Annotated in this window: 23 protein-coding genes and 2 tRNA genes; 11 read left to right on the forward strand and 14 right to left on the reverse strand. The window is 64.5% G+C overall.

The features are described 5' to 3' along the window. Positions 1–55: 55 nt before the first annotated feature. The gene (gene nadB, locus V473_RS13130) at positions 56–1,660 is read left to right on the forward strand and encodes an L-aspartate oxidase (protein ID WP_066605739.1); all 1,605 of its coding nucleotides are present in this window, start codon (positions 56–58) and stop codon (positions 1,658–1,660) included. 6 nt (positions 1,661–1,666) lie between these two features. Here nadB and V473_RS13135 read toward each other — a convergent pair whose 3' ends face one another. Continuing rightward, positions 1,667–2,509, reverse strand: coding sequence for an alpha/beta fold hydrolase (locus V473_RS13135; RefSeq protein WP_066605742.1), 843 nt, complete (start codon positions 2,507–2,509; stop codon positions 1,667–1,669). Positions 2,510–2,681: 172 nt separating this feature from the next. Here V473_RS13135 and V473_RS13140 point away from each other — a divergent pair, with 172 nt between their 5' ends. Both V473_RS13140 and polA read left to right on the forward strand, forming a co-directional pair. After that, positions 2,682–3,818 (forward strand): serine hydrolase, encoded by a 1,137-nt coding sequence (locus V473_RS13140; protein ID WP_066605745.1) that lies wholly within the window; start codon positions 2,682–2,684, stop codon positions 3,816–3,818. Positions 3,819–3,860: 42 nt separating this feature from the next. Continuing rightward, positions 3,861–6,641 carry a DNA polymerase I gene (polA, locus tag V473_RS13145; RefSeq protein ID WP_066605748.1) on the forward strand — a complete coding sequence of 927 codons (2,781 nt, stop codon included), beginning with the start codon at positions 3,861–3,863 and terminating at the stop codon, positions 6,639–6,641. A 123-nt stretch (positions 6,642–6,764) separates the two neighbouring features. Here polA and egtD read toward each other — a convergent pair whose 3' ends face one another. From egtD to gluQRS, 6 genes are all read right to left on the reverse strand, one after another. Beyond that, a complete protein-coding gene (gene egtD / locus V473_RS13150; RefSeq protein WP_066605751.1) occupies positions 6,765–7,724 on the reverse strand; it encodes an L-histidine N(alpha)-methyltransferase in 960 nt (319 codons plus the stop codon). A 5-nt stretch (positions 7,725–7,729) separates the two neighbouring features. Beyond that, positions 7,730–8,998, reverse strand: coding sequence for an ergothioneine biosynthesis protein EgtB (egtB, locus tag V473_RS13155; RefSeq protein WP_066605753.1), 1,269 nt, complete (start codon positions 8,996–8,998; stop codon positions 7,730–7,732). A gap of 92 nt (positions 8,999–9,090) precedes the next feature. After that, on the reverse strand, positions 9,091–9,945 hold the full coding sequence (locus V473_RS13160) for a GGDEF domain-containing protein (protein WP_066605754.1): 855 nt from the start codon (positions 9,943–9,945) through the stop codon (positions 9,091–9,093). A gap of 121 nt (positions 9,946–10,066) precedes the next feature. Beyond that, complete coding sequence (locus V473_RS13165; RefSeq protein ID WP_066605756.1) at positions 10,067–10,636, reverse strand: cob(I)yrinic acid a,c-diamide adenosyltransferase; 570 nt, start codon at positions 10,634–10,636, stop codon at positions 10,067–10,069. Between the two features lie 185 nt (positions 10,637–10,821). After that, on the reverse strand, positions 10,822–11,055 hold the full coding sequence (locus V473_RS13170; RefSeq protein ID WP_066605757.1) for a twin transmembrane helix small protein: 234 nt from the start codon (positions 11,053–11,055) through the stop codon (positions 10,822–10,824). Positions 11,056–11,064: 9 nt separating this feature from the next. After that, positions 11,065–11,967, reverse strand: a complete 903-nt coding sequence (gluQRS, locus tag V473_RS13175; RefSeq protein WP_082679136.1) for a tRNA glutamyl-Q(34) synthetase GluQRS — start codon at positions 11,965–11,967, stop codon at positions 11,065–11,067. A 95-nt stretch (positions 11,968–12,062) separates the two neighbouring features. On the opposite strand from gluQRS, the gene V473_RS13180 reads away from it, so the two are divergent. Both V473_RS13180 and V473_RS13185 read left to right on the forward strand, forming a co-directional pair. Next, positions 12,063–12,629 carry an HNH endonuclease gene (locus V473_RS13180; RefSeq protein WP_066605761.1) on the forward strand — a complete coding sequence of 189 codons (567 nt, stop codon included), beginning with the start codon at positions 12,063–12,065 and terminating at the stop codon, positions 12,627–12,629. Next, entirely contained in the window at positions 12,626–12,898 is a 273-nt protein-coding gene (locus tag V473_RS13185) for a hypothetical protein (RefSeq protein ID WP_066605763.1), read from the forward strand. Before V473_RS13180 ends, V473_RS13185 begins: the two co-directional genes overlap by 4 nt. 1 nt (position 12,899) lies before the next feature. Here V473_RS13185 and V473_RS13190 read toward each other — a convergent pair whose 3' ends face one another. Further along, positions 12,900–13,631 (reverse strand): Crp/Fnr family transcriptional regulator, encoded by a 732-nt coding sequence (locus V473_RS13190; RefSeq protein WP_201785524.1) that lies wholly within the window; start codon positions 13,629–13,631, stop codon positions 12,900–12,902. A 210-nt stretch (positions 13,632–13,841) separates the two neighbouring features. Here V473_RS13190 and murA point away from each other — a divergent pair, with 210 nt between their 5' ends. Further along, the gene (murA, locus tag V473_RS13195) at positions 13,842–15,125 is read left to right on the forward strand and encodes a UDP-N-acetylglucosamine 1-carboxyvinyltransferase (protein WP_066605765.1); all 1,284 of its coding nucleotides are present in this window, start codon (positions 13,842–13,844) and stop codon (positions 15,123–15,125) included. Beyond that, positions 15,118–16,644 (forward strand): PAS domain-containing protein, encoded by a 1,527-nt coding sequence (locus tag V473_RS13200; RefSeq protein ID WP_066605767.1) that lies wholly within the window; start codon positions 15,118–15,120, stop codon positions 16,642–16,644. Before murA ends, V473_RS13200 begins: the two co-directional genes overlap by 8 nt. Here the strand turns inward: V473_RS13200 and V473_RS13205 are convergent. The 3 genes from V473_RS13205 to V473_RS13215 all read right to left on the reverse strand — a co-directional run bounded on the left by V473_RS13205 (position 16,592) and on the right by V473_RS13215 (position 17,950). Then, the gene (locus V473_RS13205) at positions 16,592–17,029 is read right to left on the reverse strand and encodes a response regulator (protein ID WP_269076446.1); all 438 of its coding nucleotides are present in this window, start codon (positions 17,027–17,029) and stop codon (positions 16,592–16,594) included. The genes V473_RS13200 and V473_RS13205 overlap by 53 nt on opposite strands. A gap of 83 nt (positions 17,030–17,112) precedes the next feature. Beyond that, complete coding sequence (locus V473_RS13210; RefSeq protein WP_066605782.1) at positions 17,113–17,331, reverse strand: hypothetical protein; 219 nt, start codon at positions 17,329–17,331, stop codon at positions 17,113–17,115. Position 17,332: 1 nt separating this feature from the next. Continuing rightward, positions 17,333–17,950: a DNA-3-methyladenine glycosylase family protein gene (locus V473_RS13215; protein ID WP_066605784.1), complete on the reverse strand. Its 618-nt coding sequence runs from the start codon at positions 17,948–17,950 to the stop codon at positions 17,333–17,335. Between the two features lie 76 nt (positions 17,951–18,026). Between V473_RS13215 and V473_RS13220 the strand changes: the two genes are divergently transcribed. Then, the gene (locus V473_RS13220) at positions 18,027–18,344 is read left to right on the forward strand and encodes a 2Fe-2S iron-sulfur cluster-binding protein (protein WP_066605787.1); all 318 of its coding nucleotides are present in this window, start codon (positions 18,027–18,029) and stop codon (positions 18,342–18,344) included. A 147-nt stretch (positions 18,345–18,491) separates the two neighbouring features. Here V473_RS13220 and V473_RS13225 read toward each other — a convergent pair whose 3' ends face one another. Both V473_RS13225 and rlmB read right to left on the reverse strand, forming a co-directional pair. Continuing rightward, a complete protein-coding gene (locus V473_RS13225) occupies positions 18,492–19,232 on the reverse strand; it encodes a hypothetical protein (RefSeq protein WP_066605791.1) in 741 nt (246 codons plus the stop codon). 23 nt (positions 19,233–19,255) lie between these two features. Beyond that, positions 19,256–19,996 carry a 23S rRNA (guanosine(2251)-2'-O)-methyltransferase RlmB gene (gene rlmB / locus V473_RS13230; protein WP_066605794.1) on the reverse strand — a complete coding sequence of 247 codons (741 nt, stop codon included), beginning with the start codon at positions 19,994–19,996 and terminating at the stop codon, positions 19,256–19,258. A gap of 104 nt (positions 19,997–20,100) precedes the next feature. On the opposite strand from rlmB, the gene V473_RS13235 reads away from it, so the two are divergent. From V473_RS13235 to V473_RS13245, 3 genes are all read left to right on the forward strand, one after another. After that, a tRNA-Tyr gene (locus V473_RS13235) sits at positions 20,101–20,187 on the forward strand. Positions 20,188–20,239: 52 nt separating this feature from the next. Then, a tRNA-Lys gene (locus V473_RS13240) sits at positions 20,240–20,315 on the forward strand. 151 nt (positions 20,316–20,466) lie between these two features. Beyond that, positions 20,467–22,728, forward strand: a complete 2,262-nt coding sequence (locus V473_RS13245) for a glycoside hydrolase family 3 N-terminal domain-containing protein (protein WP_066605797.1) — start codon at positions 20,467–20,469, stop codon at positions 22,726–22,728. A 19-nt stretch (positions 22,729–22,747) separates the two neighbouring features. On the opposite strand, the gene V473_RS22970 is transcribed toward V473_RS13245, so the two are convergent. Further along, on the reverse strand, positions 22,748–24,052 hold the full coding sequence (locus tag V473_RS22970; protein WP_201785525.1) for a Fic family protein: 1,305 nt from the start codon (positions 24,050–24,052) through the stop codon (positions 22,748–22,750). Positions 24,053–24,054 lie beyond the last annotated feature (2 nt).

Raw genomic sequence — 24,054 nt, forward strand, 5'->3', positions numbered from 1 at the left:
GGCTGGGCTTCGACAGGCTCGGCCCGAACGGAAATAGAAAAGCGCTAGGACGAAGATGACCACCACCACCCACGACGTCATCATCATCGGTTCCGGCGCGGCCGGGCTGACGGCCGCCATCAACCTCGCGCAGGACCGCAAGGTGCTGGTGCTGGCCAAGGGCGCGCTCGATGGCGGGTCCACCAACTGGGCGCAGGGCGGTATCGCCGCCGTACTCGACGCGGGTGACAGTTTCGAGGCGCATGTCGAAGATACGATGGTCGCGGGCGCTGGCCTCAACGATCGGGCCACGGTCGAATTCGTCGTCTCCGAAGCCCCCGCCGCCATCGACCGGCTGGCGCAATTGGGCGTCCCCTTCAACGAAGGAGAGGCGTTTGGCGAACGCTGGCACCTGACGCGCGAGGGCGGCCACAGTCATCGCCGCATCGTCCATGTCGACGACGCCACCGGCCATGCCGTACAGATCGCGCTCTTGAAGGCCGCCCGCGCCAATCCCAACATCACCCTGGTCGAAGATCTGATCGCGATCGACCTCATCACCTCCCGCCATGGCGAACGCTATTCGGGCGACGGTCATGTCTGGGGCGTCTACGCCTTCAACAAGAAGACCAAGCGGGTGGATGCGCTGCTCGGCAAGGCGACGATCCTGTGCACCGGCGGCGCGGGCCGCACCTATCTCTTCTCCACCGCCCCGCGCGGCGCGACCGGCGACGGCATCGCCATGGCCTGGCGCGCGGGCTGCCGCGTGTCGAACATGGAAATGAACCAGTTCCACCCGACCTGCCTCTATAATCTGGAGATCAAGAATTTCCTCATTACCGAGGCCGTGCGCGGCGAAGGCGGCCACCTGAAACTCCCCCCCGGCGTGCCTGGCGGCGGCGAGCGTTTCATGCCCCGCTTCGATCCGCGCGAGGAGCTGGCCCCGCGCGACGTCGTGGCCCGCGCCATCGACCATGAGATCAAACGCCTTGGCCTCGACTATGTCCATCTCGACATCAGCCACAAAGACCCGGAATTCGTGAAGCACCACTTCCCGACCATCTATGCCCGGCTGCTGGACCTCGATATCGACATCACCAAGGAGCCGATCCCGGTCGTGCCCGCGCAGCATTATACCTGCGGCGGGGTGGTGATCGACCTCGACGGCCGCACCGACCTGCCCGGCCTCTATGCCGCGGGAGAGGTCAGCGAGAGCGGCCTGCACGGCGCCAACCGCCTCGCCTCCAACTCGCTGCTCGAATGTTTCGTCTTCGGCGAGGCGGCGGCCAGGCATATCCGCGCCCATTGGGACGATCTGCCCGCCCCGCCGTCGATCCGCCCTTGGGACGAAAGCCGCGTGACCAACAGCGACGAGGAAGTCATCGTCCAGCATAACTGGAAAGAAATCCGCCGCTTCATGTGGGACTATGTCGGCATTGTCCGCACCACCAAGCGGCTGGAACGCGCCCAGCACCGCGTCGCCCTGCTGGCGCAGGAGGTGGACGATTATTACGGCAATTTCCGCGTCACCCCCGACCTCATCGAACTGCGCAACCTGCTCGAAGTCGCCCGACTGATCGTCCGCTCCGCCCTCCACCGCAAGGAAAGCCGCGGCCTCCACTATACGCTCGACTATCCCGAAACGCTGCCCGACGCCATCGACACGGTCCTGGCGCCATAAACGCCGTCAGACCGCCAGAAAATCCTTCAATGCCGCGTTGAAGCGCGTCGGCTGGTCACCCATCACCATATGGCCGCTCGGCCCGATCGCTTTCAAAAGCGTGGCCTTGCGGGGCGCATAAGCGGTACGGAAGCGGCTGGTGATGGCGGCGGCCTGATCGGCGTCGCTGCCCACGGCATAAACCACCTCCAGCGGCGCGGCGAGCTGCGGCAATTGGGGCGTCAGGTCGATATTGGCCAGGTCGCGCAGCGCATTGGCGATGACATCGGGGTCGCTGCCCCTGGCGCCGGGCGTCTGCGCGACCATCTGCCCCAGATAGCGCCGCCCCGCCTGCGTGCCCGTCAGATAACCGCTCAACTGGTCGGCCAGAAAGCCCATGCCGCTGGCCGTTCCACCCACCATCGCCGCGCCGGCGGGCAGCATATCCACCACCATCACCCGACGCGCCAGGCCTTTGAGGCCCAGCAGCATCGCCAGCGTACCGCCCATGCTATGCCCGACGATCGCCGGGCGTTTCAGCCCGGCCGCGGCGATATAGCGGGCGATCTCGTCTGCGACCGACTGGATCAGCGCCCCGCTGGCGTTGGCTTCCGGGGCCAGCCCGGCAAAGCCGCGCACATGGACCAGATGATAGCGATAGCCCGGCACCCCGCCCAGCACGCCGTTCCAGATGCCTGGGCCACTGGCCAGGCCGGGAATCAGGATGACGTCGGCGCCAGAGCCACGCACCGTCATCGCGATCCGGCGCGACGCGAACGGCGCAGCCTGCGCCACCCCGCTCCACATTGCGCCACCTGTCGCCAGCGCGCCCAACATCAGCGCGCGCCTGTCCATCTTCGCATCGTTCATGCCGCCCTCTTGCCCACCCGGCCCTGAACCGCAAATGAGCGATGGCGCATCCTGTCAATCGGTTGCATCATTCATCCTCCTTACATCGCGTTTGTGGAATCATTCGTCGCATCGGTCTTGCCGGACAAGCGGTAGACCGCCCCTATGTCGCCAAGAGATTGCGGGGACGCTAATGAAATTGCAAAAAAACCGGGGCGGTTCCGCGCGCCTGGTCCTGTTGATCGCGGCGCTGTCGGCCTGTGTGAGCGCGCCGGAACCACCAGCGGCACGGGCCGCTGCCGCGCCACCGCAAAAACCGCAACCCACCACCAACACCTGGCCGATCCGCCAGGTCGCGAATCCGCCTTTGCCCTATCGCGACATCGACCAGAATGAAACGCCGCCGCCGGCGCTGGTCAGCGTCGTGCGCAATCTGGGCCAGAGCTTTCATGGCAAGGTCGGCATCGCCGTCCGCCGCATCGGCGCGGACTGGACCGTCGCCTGGAATGGCAATGCCCTCTTCCCGCAACAGAGCGTGTCGAAACTGTGGGTGTCGATGACCTTCCTCGACGCGGTGGATCGCGGCAAGCTGCGCATCACCGACACGACCACCATCACCCGCAACGACCTGACTCTGTTCCATCAGCCCAGCGCGGCGCTGGTGGCCAGGGAGGGCGGCTGGACCACCAGCTACTCCGACCTGATGCGCCGGGCGATGACGCAGAGCGACAATACCGCCAACGACACGCTGCTGCGCGCCGTTGGCGGGCCGGAGGCGGTGCGCAGCTTTCTGGCCCGGCGGATGATCAAGGATATCCGCTTCGGCCCCGGCGAACGGCTGCTGCAATCGGCCACGGCTGGGCTGGACTGGCGGCAGGATTATTCCGTCGGCCGCAATTTCTACGCCGCCCGCTCGAAACTGCCCATGTCGGTGCGGCAAAAGGCGCTGGACAATTATCTCGCCAGCCCGCCCGATGGCGCGGCCCCGTCCTCGATCGTCCAGGCGCTGGCGAAGCTTAAGGAGGGCCAGATGCTCTCCCCCGCCTCCTCGCGCTTGCTGCTGTCGATCATGGCGGAGGCCAAGACCGGGCCGCAGCGGATCAAGGGCGGCGTGCCGCCGGGCTGGCACTATCTGCACAAGACCGGCACCGGCCAGGATCTTCCCCCGCGATCGACCGGCTATAACGATATCGGCATCATGAGCGCGCCTGATGGCGCAAACTATGCCGTAGCGGTGATGATCGGATCGACCACCGTGTCGATCCCGGAACGCTGGGCGCTGATGCAGGCGGTGGCGAAGGCCGTCGTGGCGAATCACGAACCGCGATAGCCGGGCTGGAGGGGCGGCGCGTAACCCGCTATCCCCCTCCCCATGACCCAGAATCACCTCTATCTCGTCGATGGCAGCGGCTATATCTTCCGCGCCTATCACCAGCTTCCCCCGCTCACCAATCAGCATGGCCAGCCGGTCGGCGCCGTCTATGGCTACACCACCATGCTCTGGAAGCTGGCCGAGGAACTGGGCAAGGCGGAAGGCCCGACCCATATGGCGGTCGTGCTGGACAAGGGATCGCACACTTTCCGCAACGACATGTACGACCAGTATAAGGCGAACCGACCGCCCGCGCCCGAAGACCTCGTCCCCCAGTTCCCCATGATCCGAGACGCCACCCGCGCCTTCTCCCTCCCCTGTATCGAAGAAGCCGGGTTCGAGGCGGACGACATCATCGCCACCTATACCAGGGCGGCGGTCGCGGCCGGCTGGCACGTCACCATCGTCAGTTCCGACAAGGATCTGATGCAGTTGATCCAGCCTGGCGTCGACATGTACGACACGATGAAGAATGAACGGCGTGGGCCGGACTATGTCATGGGCAAGTTCGGCGTGCAGCCCGAACAATTGGGCGACGTGCTGGCGCTGATGGGCGACAGCGTCGACAATGTGCCGGGCGTGCCGGGCATCGGCCCCAAGACCGCGTCGAAGCTCATCACCGAATATGGCGACCTGGAAAGCGTGCTGACCGCCGCGCCGGCCATGAAGAAGTCGAAGATGCAGGAAAACCTCATCGCCCATGCCGACATGGCGCGGCTGTCGCGGCGGCTGGTGGCGCTGCACGACAGCATGGACCTGCCCGAACCGCTGGACGACCTGACGCTCAAGGGCATTCCCAAGGAACCGCTCCAGCAATTTCTGTCCCACCACGGCTTCAAGACTCTGCTGGGTCGCCTCGGCGCGCCTGCCGCCGCCGTCGCAGTAGCCAGCGTCGCCGCCACGACCGCAGCCCCCGCCGCCCCAGCCGCTGTCGAACATCCCCCGATCGACTGCGCCCTGTACGAAACCGTCACCACGGTCGCGCAACTGGAAGCCTGGATCGCCGAAGCGCAGGCGCTGGGCGTCGTTGCGGTCGACACCGAAACCGACAGCCTCGACAGCATGGAATCGGGCCTGGTCGGCATCAGCCTGTCCACCGGGCCGGGCCGGGCCTGCTACATCCCGCTCGCCCACCGCTCCGCCGACGACATGTTCGGCGAGGTGCCGCCGCAAATCCCGCTCGACGCCGCGATCCGCCTGCTCCGCCCGCTGCTCGCCGACGACGCCGTGCTCAAGGTTGGTCATAATATCAAATATGATCTCAACGTCCTCGCCCGCGTCGGGCTGGAGGTGACGCCGATCGACGATTCGATGGTGATGAGCTTCGACCTCGACGCCGGCAAGTCGCTGGGCGGCCACGGCATGGACGAAGCGGCCAGCGTCCATCTCCAGCACACATGCATCAGCTTCAAGGAGGTGACCGGCACCGGCAAGAAGGCGATCAGTTTCGCCCATGTCCCGCTGGACAAGGCGACCGCCTACGCCGCCGAGGACGCCGAAGTCACCTGGCGGCTGTGGCATAAATTGTCGCAGCGCCTGGCGGCCGAGCGCGTCACCCGCGTCTATCAACTGGTCGACCGGCCGCTGATCCCCGTCGTCGCAGGCATGGAGCGGCACGGCATCAAGGTCGATCGCGAGCAGCTCTCCCGCCTGTCCGGCACCTTCTCCCAATCGATGGCGGGGCTGGAAGCCGAAATCTACGAACTGGCCGGCCACCCCTTCACCATAGGATCGCCCCAGCAGCTTGGCGTCGTCCTGTTCGACGAAATGGGGCTGAAGGGCGGCAAGAAGGGCAAGAGCGGCACCTATTCCACCGACGTCACCGTGCTGGAAAAATTGAAGGCCGAAGGCTCGGCGATTTGCGGGCTGGTGCTGGAATGGCGCCAGCTCTCCAAGCTCAAATCCACCTATACCGACGCCCTGCAACAGCAGATCAATGCCGATACGGGCCGCGTCCATACCAGTTACTCGCTGACCGGCGCGCAGACCGGCCGCCTCTCCTCGACCGACCCCAACCTCCAGAATATCCCGATCCGCACCGAAATCGGCCGCCAGATCCGCCACGCTTTCGTCGCCGAACCCGGCAATGTCATCCTCGCCGCCGACTATAGCCAGATCGAGCTGCGCCTCGCCGCGCACATGGCCGACGTGCCCGCGCTCAAGGAGGCGTTCGAACAGGGCGAGGACATCCACAACCGCACCGCCCAGGAATTGTTCGGAGAGGTCAATCGCGACACCCGCGGCCGCGCCAAGACGATCAACTTCGCCATTCTCTACGGCATCTCGCGCTGGGGGCTGGCGGGCCGGCTGGAAATCAGCGCGGACGAAGCGCAGGACATGATCTCCAAATATTATGAGCGTTTCCCCGGCATCAGCGTCTATATCAACGAAACGCTGGAAAAAGCGCGCGCCAACGGCTTCACCGAAACGCTGTTCGGCCGCAAGACCTGGTTCCCGCGCATCACCGCGCCGATCCAGCACGAACGCCAGGGCGCCGAACGCGCCGCGATCAACGCCCCGATCCAGGGCACCAGCGCCGACATCATCAAACGCGCCATGGCGCGCATGGGACCGGCGCTGGAGGCGGCAGGGCTGCACCGCGTGCGGATGCTGCTTCAGGTCCATGACGAACTGGTGTTCGAACTGCCGCAAGGCGACGTCGAAGCCGCCAGCGCGGTCATCCGCAGCGTCATGGAAAGCGCCGCCGAGCCGATCGTGACACTGAGCGTGCCGCTAGGCGTGGAAATCGGTGCCGGGCCGAGTTGGGGTGCTGCGCATTGACGACGGAACGGGAAGAGAGATTCGCTCAATGCGCGGAATAAGCGCAGAAAATTAGGAGCCGGTTTTGCCCTTTTCGCACGAGTACGCCATGCATCCGCGCATTCCCGACCGTCCGGAAATGCCCTACCCCGCCTCCGCCAGCACCAGCGCGAATAGCCCTTCGTCGTCGGTCCACTCGGCCGTCGGTTCCCATCCACCTGCGCGCAGCAGCAGGCGTTGATCGCGCGCGCCATATTTATGGCTGCTTTCGGTATGGATCGTCTCGCCCGAATCCATGTGGAAACATTGACCCGCAACATGGAAATGCAGCGGCCGCCGCGCTTCCAGATGCATTTCGATCCGCGCCTTTTCGTCGTTCCAGATGGCGCGATGGGCAAAGCCGTCGATCGGCAGGTCGCCCTCCAGTTCGCGGTTGATCCGCTCGATAAGGTTGAGGTTGAAGGCGGCGGTCACGCCCTGCGCATCGTCATAGGCCGCAATCAGTCGATTACGATCCTTGATCCGGTCCATCCCGATCAGCAGCTTGGCCTCATCGCCCAGCAGTCGGCGCATCGCCCGTAGCAGATCGACCGCGGCGTCCGGCTCCATATTGCCGATCGTCGATCCAGGGAAGAAGCCCAGTCGCGACATTCCAGCTATCGCGGCGGGCAAGGCCAGCGGCCGGTTGAAGTCACCCACCACCGGCAGGACCGGCAGACCGGGAAAGGCCGCCGCCAGCGCCGCGCTGCTCGCGTGCAGGAAGTCGCCGCTGATGTCGATCGGCACATAGGCGGCAGGCGCGATCGCACGCAAAAGATGCGGCGTCTTGCGCGAACTGCCCGCACCGAATTCCACAACCGCGCGCCCTGCGCCCACCGCTGCGGCGAAATCCGCGCCATGCCGCTCCAGCAGGGCGGTTTCGGTGCGGGTGGGATAATATTCGGGCAGATCGGTGATCGCTTCGAACAATTCCGACCCGCGCCGGTCATAAAACCATGTCGGCGGCGTAGCCTTGGGACTGCGCGACAGACCCGTTACAATGTCATGGTAGAACGCCGGATCGATCGAGCGGGCGTTTTTGGGGGCGTCCTGCGTCAGCAACATGGCGCTTACAGATCCTTGGCCAGCCGCAGTCCGGTGAACTGCCAGCGGTGATGGGGGTAAAAGAAATTGCGATAGCTGCCCCGCGCATGGCCGCGCGGAGTGGCGCAACTGCCGCCCTTCAGCACGAACTGGCCGGACATGAACTTGCCGTTATATTCGCCGACCGCGCCCGGCGCAGCGCGAAAGCCGGGATGGGGGCGATAGGCGCTCCCCGTCCACTCCCACACATCGCCGAACATCTGCGTCAGCGCGGAACCGTCTTCTGCCGGCTTTGGCCTGGGGCAGGCGGGGCCGTCCAGTTGGTTGCCGCTGACCGCCGCGACATTTTGCGCCGCGCTTTCCCATTCGGCTTCGGTCGGCAGTCTCGCCTCGGCCCAGCTGGCATAGGCGTCGGCTTCATACAGGCTGATATGTGTGACCGGCGCGGCCGGATTGACCGGCTGCCGCCCGTCGAGGCCAAAGCGGGTCCAGCCCTGTTCGCCGTGCTTCCAGTACAGCGGCGCATCCACGCCCCCGCCCTGGACCCAGGCCCAGCCGTCCGACAGCCAATGCGCCGGGTCACGATAGCCGCCATCCTCTATGAAGGCGATCCATTCGCCATTGCTGATGGGCCGGTGCGCGAGCGCGTGCGGACGCAACACCGCTTTGTGCCGCGGTCCCTCGCAATCGAAGGCGAAGCCGCCGCGTCCGTCCTCGCCAATCTCGACCAGGCCTTCGCGCCCCTCAATCCAGTGGAGCGGGCCGGGCAGGGCTACTGGCGCGGCGCTGGGTGCGCCAAACAGCGCCGGCTCCAGCGGATTGAGCGAAAAGAGGTGCAGCAGGTCGGTCAGCAGCAATTCCTGATGTTGCTGCTCATGCTGCAGCCCCAGCATGACCAATGCCCGCGCAGATTGCGGCAGCATACCCAGCGCACCGATCAGCGCCGCGTCGACATGCGCGCGATAGGCGCGAATGTCGGTCAGCGAGGGGCGGGTCAGCATCCCCCGCATCGGCCGGGCGTGGCGCGCGCCCTCCGCCTCATAATAGCTGTTGAACAGAAAGGCGTAGCGCGGATCGAACGGCCGGTATCCCGCCACATGGTCGCGCAGCACAAACGTCTCGAAAAACCAGGTCACATGCGCCAGATGCCATTTGGCTGGCGATGCGTCGGGCATCGACTGGACCGTGGCGTCGGCGTCCGACAGCGGGGCGGCCAGAGCTTCGCTTAGGGCGCGGACGACGCGATAGCGCTCTTCCAGGTCGTCCTGATGCGCGTCCGTCCAGCTTTTCGCCATGCCTGTCCTTTCCGATACGGTTGCGCCGTTCTCTACCAGGGACAAGCGCATAAGGCGGCGGGCGGTTCCAGACAGTGATCTTTAGGGCAGGATCACAACTCCTGCAAAATCGGCGCGGCGCGGCAGACCCGATCGCGGCCCGACTGCTTGGCTTCGTACAGCGCATCATCGGCGCGGCGCAGCGCCGCATCGAGTTCGCCGCCGGTCCAGCGGCACACGCCGGCGGAAAAGCTGATCGGCCGGTCCTGCACGCGGCCGATCGGTTCGCTGCGCATCCGGCTGGCGATCCGCGCCAGCGACCAGCTTGCCTCGTCCTCGATACAATCCTGGAAGAAGATGGCGAATTCCTCCCCGCCCCAGCGGGCGACCATGTCGACGCGGCGAACCAGTGCGGACAGGCGGGTGGCGAAGCTGGCCAGCACCCGGTCGCCCTCCTCATGGCCCAGCAGATCGTTGACCCGCTTGAAATAGTCGATGTCGATGATCGCGATACAGCCCCTGCGCCGGTCATCCGGCAGCGCGTCCATATGGGCCAGGAAGCCGCGACGGTTGGCGATGCCGGTCAGCGGGTCTTCATGCGCGGCCTGATGCAGGTCGTCCAGCCGCTCGCGCGTGGCGCTGGCGACGCGCTGCACTCCCGCGTAGAGGGTATGGATGACGTCGCCGACGTCAGGCAGCGCAGGCGCTTCGCCTTCGCCGCGATGCAGCGTCTGCGCCAGCGCATGGATCGGATTGAGCAGCGCGCCGATGCCCAGCAGGGCTATGCCGGTGCCGATGACCGTGGCCATCGTCAGCAGGATGAATTCGGCGAGCGCGATGCGGCCGCTGGCGAAGCCCCAGCCTAGATAGGCCAGCAACGGCATATGGGTGGCGACGAAACAGAGGGTGAAAAGGCGCAAGCGGAGCGAACGCGGAAAGATGAAGGATGTGGCTAGGTAGAAATGCATGACGGTCCCCCGGACGGTGCGTTTGGAGCGCAACGTCCGGGGACGGTCTAAATGCCGCCTGAAGAAACAGGGTTAAGCCGATGTTACCGGATGGCCCGTGCGGCGGGCGAGTCGAGCGGAGTCAGCGCGATGCGCCCGGCACCCATTTGACGTCCGCCGCACCATTGTCGTTCAGGCGGCGCGCCAGCACGAACAGCAGGTCCGACAATCGGTTGAGATAGGCCAGCGCTTGGGCATTGAGCGCGACCTCCACGGCCGCGGCGGTCGCGCTGCGTTCAGCCCGGCGCGTGATCGCGCGGGCGAGGTGGACGGCGGCGGCAGCCGGCGAACCGCCGGGCAGGATGAAGCTGTCAAGCGGGGCGAGATCACCGTTCATAGCGTCGATCTGCTGCTCCAGCCGGGTTACCTGGCTGGCGATGATGCGCAGCGCCCAGGGTTCGTCGGCGCCGTCGGGAATCGGCGTCGCCAGGTCGGCGCCCAGGTCGAACAGGTCGTTCTGGATGACGGTCAGCCAGGCGGCTTCGGGCCGCTCGCCCAAGGCGACGATGGCCAGGCCGATCGCGCTGTTGGCTTCATCGACATCGCCCACGGCCTGCATCCGCGGCGCATATTTGGGCAGGCGCGATCCATCGACCAGGCCCGTCGTGCCATTGTCCCCGGTCCGGGTGTAGATTTTGTTCAGCTTGACCATCTTTGTAGGCACGCCCTTTAGCAACCGAATGAATTTGAAGCACCCGTTCGTCCTGAGTAGCCATTGAGCTTGTCGAAATGGCATATCGAAGGACATGGCGCGGTATCCATGCTTCGATATGGGCCTTCGACAAGCTCAGTCCCTACTCAGCACGAACGGCGTGACAACAGGGCAAGTTGCTGGCCTCAGCCATGCCCCTTGGCCATCAGCAAGATCGCCACGATGATGATCGCCGCGGCCTGGAACAGGATGCGGTTCATCATCATCTTATTCTGTTTCAGGCTGGACGGCCGCACCGCGCCTTCGGGCAGGTTCAGCTCTTCCTTCGTGGTCTGGAGAAAGGCGACGATGCCCCGGATCAGCGCGACCAGCGTGGCGATCATGGCAAGGATCAGGGCGATGACGAGGATCGTGTTCATGGGACCAGTCTAGGCGCTCGCCAGCGCGATTCCAACCGGAAAGCGTCCTGCGCGCAGGTCGGCGGCCAGCGCGTCGGGCGCAACGCCCTGCGCGCGCAATTGAGCGATCGCGATCGACCCACTGCGCTTGGCCAGGCGCTTGCCGTCCGACCCGACCAGCAGCGGATGGTGGACATAAGCGGGGCTGGGCAGGCCCAGCAGCGCCTGCAGCAGCCGGTGAATGTCGGTCGCGCCGCGCAGGTCGTCGCCGCGCAGCACATGGGTCACGCCCATCGCCGCATCGTCCAGCGTGCAGGACAGGTGATAGCTGGCCGGCGCGTCCTTGCGCGCCAGAACGACGTCGCCATGGGCGATGGGATTGGCATTTATGCTGCGGTTGGTATCGAGGCCGGGCGGAAAAGGGAGCGCTGCCCATGTCAACGCCCCAACCCGCGCCACCGCCTGGGCCATGTCGATGCGCCAGGCACGGGCCTCCCCGGCATCAATCCGCCGCGCCCGCCCGGCATCGCTCAAGCCCCGGCATGTCCCCGGATAGACCGGCCCCTCCGGCCCGTGCGGCGCGGTCAGGCTGGCTTGGATGTCGGCGCGCGTGCAGAAGCAGGGATAGAGCAGCCCTTGCGCGCGGAGCAATTCCAACGCCGCTTCATAGGCGTCCAGCCGCTGCGACTGGAAGACGATATCGCCGTCCCACGCCACGCCCAGCCATGTCAGGTCGGCGATGATGCCCGCGACATGATCGGGCCGACTCCGGGCGCCATCGATATCCTCGATCCGCAGGCGAAAGGCGCCGCTGGCCGCGCGGGTCAAGTCATGTGCCATCAGTGCCGACCAGCCATGGCCGACATGCAGCAACCCAGTGGGGCTGGGGGCGAAGCGGGTCACCATATGCGGTAGTGCGGCGGATAGAGTCATACAGGCTCTTGACGAGCGATATTCGTTAATGCTGTCATGCTCATGTCACGTTGTTGGTGGATCAGCGGCGTCGGCAAGGGGGTAGAAGCGTTTCTATGTACCATCCCGATCTTATACGGCACCCGGAAAACTGCCCGGCGCTTGTGCTCAATGCAGATTACACGCCGCTCAGCTATTATCCCCTGAGCCTCTGGCCCTGGCAGACCGCTATCAAGGCGGTGTTTCTGGACCGGGTGGACATCATCGCCAGCTATGAGCGGCAGGTCCACAGCCCCAGCCTGGACATGAAGATCCCGTCGGTGATCGCGCTCAAACAATATGTGCGTCCGTCCGAACATCCCGCCTTCACCCGATTCAACCTGTTCCTGCGCGACAAATTCTCCTGCCAATATTGCGGCACGACGAGCGACCTGACCTTCGACCATGTCGTGCCCCGCCGCGCGGGCGGGCGCACCACCTGGGAAAATGTCGCGACCGCCTGTTCGCCCTGCAACCTCAAAAAGGGCGGGCGCACGCCCAAGCAGGCGGGGATGCGCCTGCATGTCGAACCGATCCGCCCGACCAGTTGGCATTTGCAGGAACATGGCCGCGCCTTTCCGCCCGGCTATCTGCACGAAAGCTGGCACGACTGGCTCTATTGGGATGTCGAGTTGATGGCGTGAGGCGGCGGCCAGCGGCGCTGGCGGCGCTCTTGCTCCTGCCTCCGGGCGCGGCCTTCGCACAGGAGGATCATTCGGCGCTCACCCGCGCCAAATATGTCCGCAACTGCCTGATGTGCCACAATCGCGCCGCGCCCGAAGGCGTGTCGCCCGCGATCCTGGCGGGCCTCTATCCCGAACGCGGGCTGACCCCGGCGATGGCAATGCCGGGCGTCACTTGCTGGCGTCGTTGCGATCGTTGCTTCGCACCCGATCGCAGGGCCAGCAAATAGCTTAGCTGACCGGCAACCAGTCCAGATCCATGTCTTTCAGGCGGTTGGTATAATGGCCAATCTCCTCCAGCCGGGCCATGTCGTTGAGGGTGATGCGCCCGTTGGATCGGCTGATCAGGCCTTCCAGCTCCATCTGCCGGATCATCCGGTTGACATGGACCGACGTCAACCCGATCGAATCGCCGATTTCCTCCTGCGTCAGCTTCAGGTCGAAACTGTCGACGATGCTGTCGTCGGTGACGCGCAGCCGGTCGAACATGTCGAGCAGGAAGGCGGCGACGCGCGCCTTGGCCGATGTCCGCCCCAGCGCGGCCAGCCGGTCGGTCATCGCCACCCGCTCCGCATTGGACAGCAGGAACAGCAGCGCCGCGACCCGCGGCGATTCCTCCAGCAGCCGGCGCAGCGCATGTTTGTCGAACGGGCACACGATCACATCGGACAGCGCAACCAGCGATTCGGGCGCCTTGCTATAGATGGTGCTGGCGGACCCGATGAAATCGCCGGGGAAATAGACGCGCAGAATCTGGCGACTGCCGTCGGGCAGGATGACGAAGCTCATCACACGGCCTTCGCGCAGCACGAACAATTCCGTCACCGTGTCGTTGACCCGCTGGATCATTCCGCCGCGCTTCACCTTGCGCGGATTTTCCTCAAGCCGAATCAACGCCCTTTTTTCCGCGTCGGACAGGGGCACCTGTTTTGCCAGCCTTTCCGCGAAACAGCTCGTCGCCACCCAAAACACCTTTTTCCAATTGTCGTTACGATGGCAGAACGCCCCATGCGCCTTTTGGCTGCATTTTCAGGATGCGCACTAAACTCGATCAAGGTTGCCGCCCGCTTTGCAATTATGTTGCATATGTTTGCCGCCGCGCCAGATTAACCATGTCGAATGGCGGTCGAGCTGCCTTGCAAGGGACGCAATAGACGCTATGAACCCTGTCCAATGGACCGCATTCACATCCGCGGCGGCAACGCGCTCAATGGCCGCCTCCCCATCTCCGGCGCGAAGAACGCCGCTCTGACGCTGCTGCCCTGCGCGTTGCTGACCGACGAGCCGGTGACGCTGCGCAACCTGCCGCGGCTGGCCGACGTCGACAGTTTCGGCCATCTGCTGAACCAGTTGGGCGTATCGACCATGATAGAGGGCGCCCGGCCGGAGGATTTCGGCCGCGTCCTGACCATGCGCGCGGGCCGCGTCACCTCGACCGAAGCGCCCTATGACATCGTGCGCAAGATGCGCGCGTCGATCCTGGTGCTCGGCCCGCTGCTCGCCCGTGTCGGCGAAGCGCGCGTGTCGCTGCCCGGCGGCTGCGCCATCGGCAACCGCCCGATCGACCTGCATCTCAAAGCGCTCGAAGCCTTCGGCGCGACGCTCGAAACGACCGCGGGTTATGTGCGCGCCAGCGTGCCGGACGGTGGCCTTCCGGGCGGCATCTACACCTTTCCGGTGGTGTCGGTCGGCGCCACCGAAAATGCGGTGATGGCCGCGTCGCTCGCCAAGGGCGCCTGCATCCTGGAAAACGCCGCGCGCGAGCCGGAAATCGTTGACCTTTGCAACCTGCTCGTCGCCATGGGCGCGGATATTGAGGGCATCGGCACCGACAAGCTGGTCATCCACGGTCGCGAGCGGCTGCATGGCGCGACCTACAGCGTCATGCCCGACCGGATCGAAGCGGGCAGCTACGCCTGCGCCGCCGCCATCACCGGCGGATCGGTCGACCTGATCGGCGCCAATGCCGACGACATGCACGCCATCCTCGCCGCGCTGCGCGACGCGGGGGTTCAGGTCGATCCGCACAAGAACGGCATCCGCATATCGTCCGATGGCAAACTGAAGCCCCTGACCCTGTCGACCGCGCCCTTCCCGGCCTTCCCGACGGATATGCAGGCGCAGTTCATGGCGATGCTGACGAAGGCGAACGGCGCGTCGGTCCTGACCGAAACCATCTTCGAAAATCGTTACATGCATGTGCCCGAACTGGCGCGCATGGGCGCGGACATCGCCGTCAACGGCCGCACCGCCGTCGTGCGCGGCGTCGACAGGCTGGTCGGCGCGCCGGTGATGGCGACCGACCTGCGCGCCTCGATGAGCCTCATCCTCGCCGGTCTGGCCGCCGAAGGGGAAACCCAGGTGCAGCGCGTCTATCATCTCGATCGCGGCTATGAGCGGCTGGAGGAAAAGCTATCGGCCGTCGGCGCCGATATCGAGCGGGTCAGCGATGGCTGAGGAACGCGGACTGGCGACCGATCGGGCGACGTTGCTGTCGCTCTACGACCTGGATGCCGGCGGCTTCCGTAACCTGGACGAGATCACCGGCTTCGCCGCGCAATTGTGCGGCGTGCCGATCGCCCTGGTCAGCATTGTGGAGGATGTGCGGCAACGCTTCCTGTCCCGCGTCGGCATCGATGCCGAAGAAACGCCGCGCGACGTCTCCTTCTGCGCGCTGGCGATGCTGGGCGCGGATATCTTCCTCGTCCCCGACGCGACCCGCGACCCCCGCTTCGCCGACAATGGGCTGGTCACCGGCCCGCCCTATGTCCGCTTCTACGCCGGCGCGCCGCTGGTGGGGGCGGATGGCGAAGCGCTGGGCGCGCTCTGCGTCATCGACACCGTCCCGCGCGCAGACCTGACCCCGTTGCAGCGACAGGGCCTGACCCTGCTCGCCCGCCAGGTGATGGTGGAACTGGAAGGGCGCCGCCGCGACCGCGACATGATCCTGCGCCAGCGCATGGACGCCGCCGCCGTCGCCGAAAGCGACCGGATGTTTCGGACCCTGTCGGATGCGATGCCGCAGATGGTCTGGTCGACCTTGCCCGACGGCTATCATGATTATTATAACGCGCGCTGGTACGACTATACTGGCGTGCCGACCGGATCGACCGATGGCGCGGCGTGGAACGGCATGTTCCATCCCGACGATCAGGATCGCGCCTGGGCGCGCTGGCGCCACAGCCTGGCCACCGGCGAGCCTTACGAAATCGAATATCGGCTGCGGCACCATAGCGGCGACTATCGCTGGACGCTGGGCCGGGCGCTGCCGATCCGCGATGGCGACGGCATGATCATACGTTGGATCGGCACCTGCACCGAAATCCACGAACAAAAGCTGATGATGGAAGAGCGCGAGATGATCGCGCATGAACTATCGCACCGGATCAAGAATATCTTCTCGGTGATCGCGGGCCTGATCGGCCTGTCGGCGCGGCAGCACCCTGAAATCGCCAATGTGGCCGACGATCTGCGCGACCGCATCCTGGCGCTGGGCCGCGCCCATGATTTCGTGCGGCCGCACAGCGCCGAATCCGCGCCGCAGGCGGGCGGCGGGCGGGGCAGCCTGTGGGGCATACTCGACCAGATTTTCGCACCCTATCGCGGTGCGGCGGGACCGCGCATTGCGTTGTCAGGCGATGACCCGGCGATCGATGATCGCTCGGCGACGCCGCTGGCGCTGCTGTTCCATGAACTGGCGACCAACACGGCCAAATATGGCGCGTTGTCGGTGGCCAACGGCATGGTGCATCTGCATGTGTCGGTGGAACGGGGCGACGTGCGCATCGACTGGCGCGAAGAAGGTGGCCCGCCGGTGGTGCCCGGTCGCCTCGATGGGTTCGGCAGCCGATTGATGACGCTCAGCGTCGAACGGCAACTGGGTGGCCGGATCGAACGCGACTGGCGGCCGGACGGCCTGCGTCTTAGCCTCTGGATTCCATCGCGTTCCATGAGCCGGGCAGCGGAAACGGCGTGAAGCCGGCAATTTCGGCAGCGGTCAGGTCGGGCTGCTCGGCAGCGGCCAGTTGTAGCGTCGCGCTGATGCTATGGGCACGGAACGGCTTGGTGATGACGCCCAGCGCCGCGACCGACGCCGCGCCGATCTGCGACGGATTGGCGGTCACATAGATCACGCGGATGCCGTGACGCGCCGCCAGTTCCATGCCGATCTGCGGCCCGGTCGGGCCATCGCGCAGGTTGAGGTCGACCAGCGCTATATCGCAATCTTGCGCGCAGGCGAGCGCGCCTTCGCGGTCGGCGGCGATCGCCCCGACCTGGAATCCAGCGTCTTCGACAATCTGCTCGATCTCCAATGCGACGAAAATTTCGTCTTCGACTATCAGAACCTTCTTGCTCATCACCTGATCCGTTGAACTTGGAGCCAATAAAGTCCCTGGCCGCCGCTTGGTTCCGCTGCGCTCCAAAACCTGCCCTAAAGGACAGGTCAGTCCGCAACGCTGGTCCACAGCGTTTCGAACTGCGCCCCCTGCATCAGCAGCACCGACGCGGGATAGCCCGCCTCGCTCGCCTGCCGCGCCGTGCCGGTGGCGCTGTCCACGGCCAACGCCTGCGTCGGGAACGGGCCGTAATATCTGTTGTCCAGATTGATCTTCCAGACGCCCTCATGTTGAAGGACGATGTAGCGGGCGTGCGGGAGAGTCATGTCAAAATACCTCGGTGTTATAATGGTGCCAGGCCATGATCGCGGCGGCGCCGCGATGCGGGCGCCAGGCTTGGGCGACTTCGCGGGTCAGTTTCTCGCTCGGCCGTTCGGGCAGGCCCAGGATGCGGCCGATCTCGATCTGCACCGCCAGGTCGCCGGCGGGCCAGATGTCGGGTCGCCCCTCCGCGAACAGCAGGTAGATTTCCGCCGACCAGCGGCCGATGCCTTTGATGCGGACGAGTTGGGCGATCGCCTCCTCGTCATCGGCGGGCAAGGCGTGCAGATCCAGCGCGCCCGACAGGATCAGGTCGGCCAGGCTGCGGGCATAGCCCTGTTTCTGACGGGACAGGCCGCAGGCGCGCAAAGTGTCGAAGTCGCGCGCGATCAGTGCGTCGGGCGCGCAGCCTTCGCCCAGTTCCGCTTCCAGCTTGCGCCACACCGCCGCCGCGGCCGCCACGCTGACCTGCTGGCCAACGATGGTCCGGAGCAGCGTTTCGTAACCGGGCGCCCGCGCGCGCGGCGCGGGATAGCCCACCCGGCCGATCGCCGCGCCAAAGCCAGGCTCCAACAATGCGATGGCGTCCAGGCTGGCGCGCAACTCTTCTGCACTTGTAACCATGTCTCTGCTGTCCAGCCCTTGATTTCCCGGCGTCTGTGGGTCAGATCGGCGGAGAAAATTCGAGGGGATTGGATAGATGCCGAAATTGATCGTGGTCAACCGTGCAGGTGAAGAACAGGCTGTCGATGGCGACAATGGCCTGTCGGTGATGGAAATCATTCGCGACAACGGTTTTGACGAATTGCTGGCGCTGTGCGGCGGTTGCTGCTCCTGCGCGACTTGCCATGTCTATGTCGATCCGGCCTTCGCCGACGCGCTGCCGGCCATGAGTGAGGACGAAAACGACCTGCTCGACAGTTCCGACCATCGCAACGAAACCAGCCGCCTGTCCTGCCAGGTGATGCTGAGCGATTCGCTCGACGGCCTGCGCGTCACCATCGCGCCGGAAGACTGAAGCGTCTTTGAACATGGCGGGTGCGATATGTCTTGTCGCACCAAAGCATGACCTGTGATGCGAATATATGTGTCCCCGCGGAGGCGGGAACCCAGTCGAAACGTCCGAACTGGGTTCCCGCCTCCGCGGAAACACGCCATTATGCCATTATGGCTTCACCCGCAGCGTGGCCGCTGGGGCATCGCTGGTCAGCGGCGATATCGTCCAGATGATCCGCTTGCCTTGCGGCGTGGTTTGCGCGCCCTCTTCCTGATTCTGGCTGACGATGTCCGCGTCGGTTGTCAGCGTGAAGCGGCCGTTCAGCGCCTTGGCCGCCTCGTCCCCTGCCCCATTTCCCATGCCGGCCGGTCCCTGGCTCTTGTCGAACCCGTTGGCGAAGCCGGGCGCCTTGACCCGCACCCGGTCGTCGCCGCGCAGTTCCACCGCGACGAAGGGCAGTATGATCTGGGCGTCGATGTTGAAGGGGAAGAGGAAGGCGTGGGTCAGTTTGCCCGTCATCGCATAATCGATCTCGAACTTGCGGTTGCCCATGTAGCGGGCCGAGCGAAACCCCTTTTCCTTGGTCAGCACGGCGGCGATCGCCAGCATCTGCGCCTCGTCGCCCTTGTCCGCGCCATCGGCGACCGCGTCGCTGAAATCCTCGTCGCGCGCGGCGATCTGCAACAGGGTCGGCGCGGCCTCGTCTTGCGTGTCGTCGGTGGAGGGCCCGCCGCCGGCCAGGCCGCTCTTGCCCATGTCCGACGCCAATATCTCGCCCTTATAGGCGAAGGCGAAGCTGCGGTCGGCACGGATGTCCAGGCTCGATTCGAACGCGCCCGGCGTCACCAGGCAGGCGGAGAGCGCCAGCAGCCCCGCCAGCGCCCCCAGGGTGCGATACAGGCGGTCCATGGCGCTTCCTTTCTATAGGCCGGTTAGCGAACCGTTGCGGCGTACAACGCGATCGCTGCGGCGTTCGACACGTTCAGGCTCTCCATCCGCGGGCTGATCGGCAGCTTGGCGATGATGTCGCAATGGGCGATCGTATTGTGGCGCAGCCCTTCGCCCTCGGCCCCCAGCACCAGGGCGACACGCGATTCGCCGATCGCCTCGCCCAATATGGTGTCGGCGTCGCCGTCCAGCCCGATGCGCCAATAGCCCGCTTCGGCAATCTCTTCGAGCGCGCGGGCCAGGTTCACCACCCGCACCCAGGGCACATTTTCCAGCGCGCCCGACGCCGCGCGCGCCAGCACGCCCGATTCGGGCGGGGCGTGCCGGTCCTGCGTGACGATGCACAGCGCGTCGAAAGCGGCGGCGGAGCGCAGGATCGCGCCGACATTATGCGGATCGGTCACCTGGTCCAGCACCAGGATCGGCCGCCTGTCGTCCTGGCCTTCCTCCAATATCTCGCCCAGCCAGACATCGTCCAGCGGCTCGACTTCGGCGACGATGCCCTGGTGCGGCGCGTCGGACGGGACCATGCGGCCCATGTCGGCGACGTCGGAATAGATGATCGGCAGCACCGGCGGCAGATCGAGGGCGCCCAGCGCTTCGCGCGTGCCCCATATCTTGCGCACGATGCGGTTAGGGTTGGCGAGCGCCGCTATGACGGCGTGACGACCATAGAAGCGCGGAAAGGCGCCCTTGGACTTGGTGGAGCGATTGGGCTTTTTCATGATTGCGCTCTTTTCACATCACCCCATTGACAGGCAAGTCTCCTTTCGCCATTGAGCCGCCTCCAGCGAGGCGGGAACGCAAATTTCTTGTCGCGCAGGGCACTGGACAGGTGGCCGAGTGGTTAAAGGCAGCAGACTGTAAATCTGCCCGGGTTTCCCGTACGCTGGTTCGAATCCAGCCCTGTCCACCACTGCATCGGGCCGATGCAGGCGGTCCTTTAACGGACCGGAACAGGCCGGTGTGGACGCATAGCTCAGTTGGTAGAGCAGCTGACTCTTAATCAGCGGGTCCTTGGTTCGAGCCCAAGTGCGTCCACCATAGCCTTCCCCAGACATTCCCCGCATCGCTGGCCCCCACCGCGGACGAACGCCGCCGCGCCGCAGGGTCGTTGCCGCGGTGCAACAAAATCCGCGCGCTCGCGTTGGCTGGACAAGTTTCATTCATCCTTGTCCGGTTACGCCCTCCCCACATGACCTTCGATCGCCGCGACCTTCTCATCCGCACGCTGGGCGGCGTCCTCGCCCTCGGCCTCCCCCGCCGCGCCCTGGCGCAGACCGACGTGGCGCGCGTCGACGCCCTGATCGCGAAGATGACGCTGGAGGAAAAGGCCGGGCAAATGACCTGCCTCGCCGACAGCTTCCGCCCCTTCAATCCCCCCAACCCGCAGGTCGGCATCCAGGACGAAAAGCGCCTCGCGCAGGAAATCCGCAAGGGCCGGGTCGGCTGCCTCTTCAACGGCATCGGCGTCGCAGGCGGCCGCCGGGCGCAGGAGATCGCGGTCAAGGACAGCCGCCTCGGCATCCCCTTGCTCTTCGCCGGAGACGTCATCCACGGCCTCAAGACCATCTTCCCGGTCCCGCTGGCCGAAGCCTCCAGCTTCGACCCCGCTTTGTGTGAGCGCACCGCCCGCGCCCAGGCGATCGAAGCCACCGCGGCGGGCCTCCACCTCACCTTTGCCCCCATGGTCGATGTCGCCCGCGATCAGCGCTGGGGCCGGGTGGTCGAGGGGGCAGGGGAGGACGTCACCCTCACCGGCCTGCTGTCCGCCGCCCGCATCCGGGGGTTCCAGGGCCGCGACCTGCGCCGCGACGACAGCCTGCTCGCCTGCCCCAAACATTTCGCCGCCTATGGCGCGGTCGCCGCGGGCCTGGAATATGGCAATGTCGACATCAGCGAGGAAACGCTGCGCGAAACCCATCTGCCGCCCTTCGGCAAGGCGTTCGCGGCCGGCGCGCTCACCACCATGGCCGCCTTCAACGAGATCAACGGCGTCCCCGCCACCGCCGACAGCGAACTCCTCACCGACATATTGCGCGGCGAGATGCAGTTTCGCGGCTTCGTCTTTTCCGATTACACCGCCGACGAAGAACTGGTCGCCCACGGCTTTGCGGAGGATGACCGCGACGCCGCCCGCCTCGCCGTCCTCGCAGGCGTCGACATGTCGATGCAGAGCGGCCTCTATATCCGCTACCTCCCCGATCTGGTGAAGAGCGGCGCGGTGCCGATGGGCACGATCGACGTCGCCGTGCGCCGCATCCTCTATGTGAAGGCCGCCATCGGCCTGTTCGACAACCCCTGGCGGTCGCTGAACGAGGAAGCGGAAAAGACCCGCATCTTCACCCCAGCCCACCGCGCCCTGTCCCGCGAAGCCGCCACCCGATCGGTCGTGCTGCTCAAAAATGAAGGCGTCCTGCCGATCGACCCGGCCAGGAGGCAGGCCATCGCCCTCATCGGCCCCTTCGCGCAGGACACCGCCAATCTCTACGGCCCCTGGGCCTTCTATGGCGATCCGGACAAGGGCGTCGACATCGCCACGGGCCTGCGCGCCGCGCTCCCCGACCCGACGAAACTCACCATCACGCGCGGCAGCGACATCAGCGGGCCGATCGACGGCGGCATCGCCAAAGCGGTGGCGGCGGCCAAGGCGGCGGATATCGTCCTGCTCGCCATCGGCGAATCGCAGGCCATGTCCGGCGAAGCCCAGTCCCGCACCGTCATCGAAATCCCGCCCGCGCAACAGGCGCTGGCCGACGCGGTCGCGGCCACCGGCAAGCCCGTCGTCATCCTGCTGCGCCACGGCCGCGCGCTCGCCCTGCACGACGGCGTCGCCAATGCGCAGGCGATCCTCGCCACCTGGTTCCTGGGGAGCGAGGCGGGCCACGCCATCGCCGACATCCTGTTGGGGAAGGTCGATCCATCGGGCAAACTCCCCGTCAGCTTCCCCTGGGAAAGCGGGCAGGAGCCTTTCTATTATGACCGCAAATCGACCGGCCGCCCGGTGCTGGGCAATGGCAGTAGCGAATATAAGGCCCGCTACGCCACCACCGACAACAGCGCCCGTTTCCCCTTCGGCCACGGCCTGACCTATACCGACTTCGTGCTGGACCAGCTCAAACTGTCCGACAGCGCGCTACGCTGGGACGCCGCGATCGAAGTGACCGCCCGCATCACTAACAAGGGCGACCGCAAGGGCAGCGAAGTGGTCCAGCTCTACACCCGCGACCGCGTCGCCAGCCGCACCCGCCCGATCCGCGAGCTGAAACGCATGGCCCGCGTGACGCTGGCGCCGGGCGAAAGCAAGACCGTCCGCTTCTCGCTGTCGCGCGTCGACCTGGAGTTCGTCGGCGCCCGAAGCCAGCGCATCGCCGAACCCGGCGCGTTCGACCTGTGGGTCGGGCAATCGAGCGTGGGCGGATTGAAGGGCGAGTTTACGCTTTATGCTAAATCGTAGTGACCTATAAACGTAATGTTTAAGCCCTTACTAGTTCCAAAAGAGGATTAAATGCTAACAAAGCGGCGCGCCGTCCGGCGGCTGGTTCGACTACTGTTAATAGGTCGCTGTCGATCAACACGCGACTAAGTCGATGGGCCGTTTGGCTTGGAATGCCGCTACTCGCTGTAAATGAACTATTCCAAAAAACTGGTCGTGCAAAAATATAATCAAGCACAACTGGCGACCATTGCGATTGAAGTTTCTCTCGAAATGTCTCTTTCATATTGTCATATAGGTTTATGATTTTATCAGTAATGGCTATGTTCGTATCCGCTTGCTGAGCGATTATTTCAAGAAAAAATATTGCCCATTCCGTCCATTCGCCGTTATGTGATGTCGCTCTCAAACGATCTATATATTCATCACGGCGTTCTTCGATCGCACCGCTAACATAAAAATGAGGTGCATGAATCTTGCCCTTTTGCCAGAGATTTAGTGGAATAAGCATTCGGCCTAGGCGGCCATTTCCATCCTTGAATGGATGGAGTGCTTCAAACTCCACGTGCGCAAAAGCAGTCTGAATAAGCGGGTCTAGTTTTTCATCATTTATGTATCGTTCCAAATTTGAAATGCCATCTTCAAGTTTGTCAGCGCTAATTGGAACGAAAAGAACTTTTTTACGCCGCTTATCAACCACATAATTTTGATCATTCTTATAGACGCCGGGCGTTTTGTCCGCGCCTCGACCGAAAAAAAGAAGTCTAGAATGTGCTTCTTTGATAACACGAGAGCAAATTGGCAGACCATTTGTAATTAAACTCTGCGCATGTTTCATGGCGCGGGTATATGAATATACCTCAATTGCCTCCTCACGATAACGAGAGCCACGTTCCGCGCCGTCATTTCCTTCTTCGTCGGCGTCGGCTTGAATTTTTAGAACCTCATCAAGAGTCGCAACCGTACCTTCGATCCGGGACGACACCACAGCTTCGGTATTGCGAAGTGGTGCTAAGAGTAGTTCCTTATTATGAAGTCCTTCCAACCGCGTATCATAACGCGCTAGCGCACCGGCAGCTTTGCTTAGCGGATTTATAATTTGTTCATAGCGCAGACTGGCAGGAGGGAACTGATCCGTATGATAGGCTATCGCATCGGAAAAGTCGTAATCGCTGAGAGGTCCGGCCATTTGCATCTCGAATTGTTGTTGTTGTGATACACAAAGGGTGTAGCGTTTATTGAATGAGAGGCAAGAGAGATTGTGACTCACCTCGACGATTCGCAAGATAGACAAACTTTTTTGGTTGTGGCGCGTGAGAAGCAAATTGAGGCTATAGGCGGGCATGG

It is taken from the genome of Sphingobium cupriresistens LL01, assembly GCF_001046645.1.
Taxonomy (GTDB): domain Bacteria; phylum Pseudomonadota; class Alphaproteobacteria; order Sphingomonadales; family Sphingomonadaceae; genus Sphingobium; species Sphingobium cupriresistens.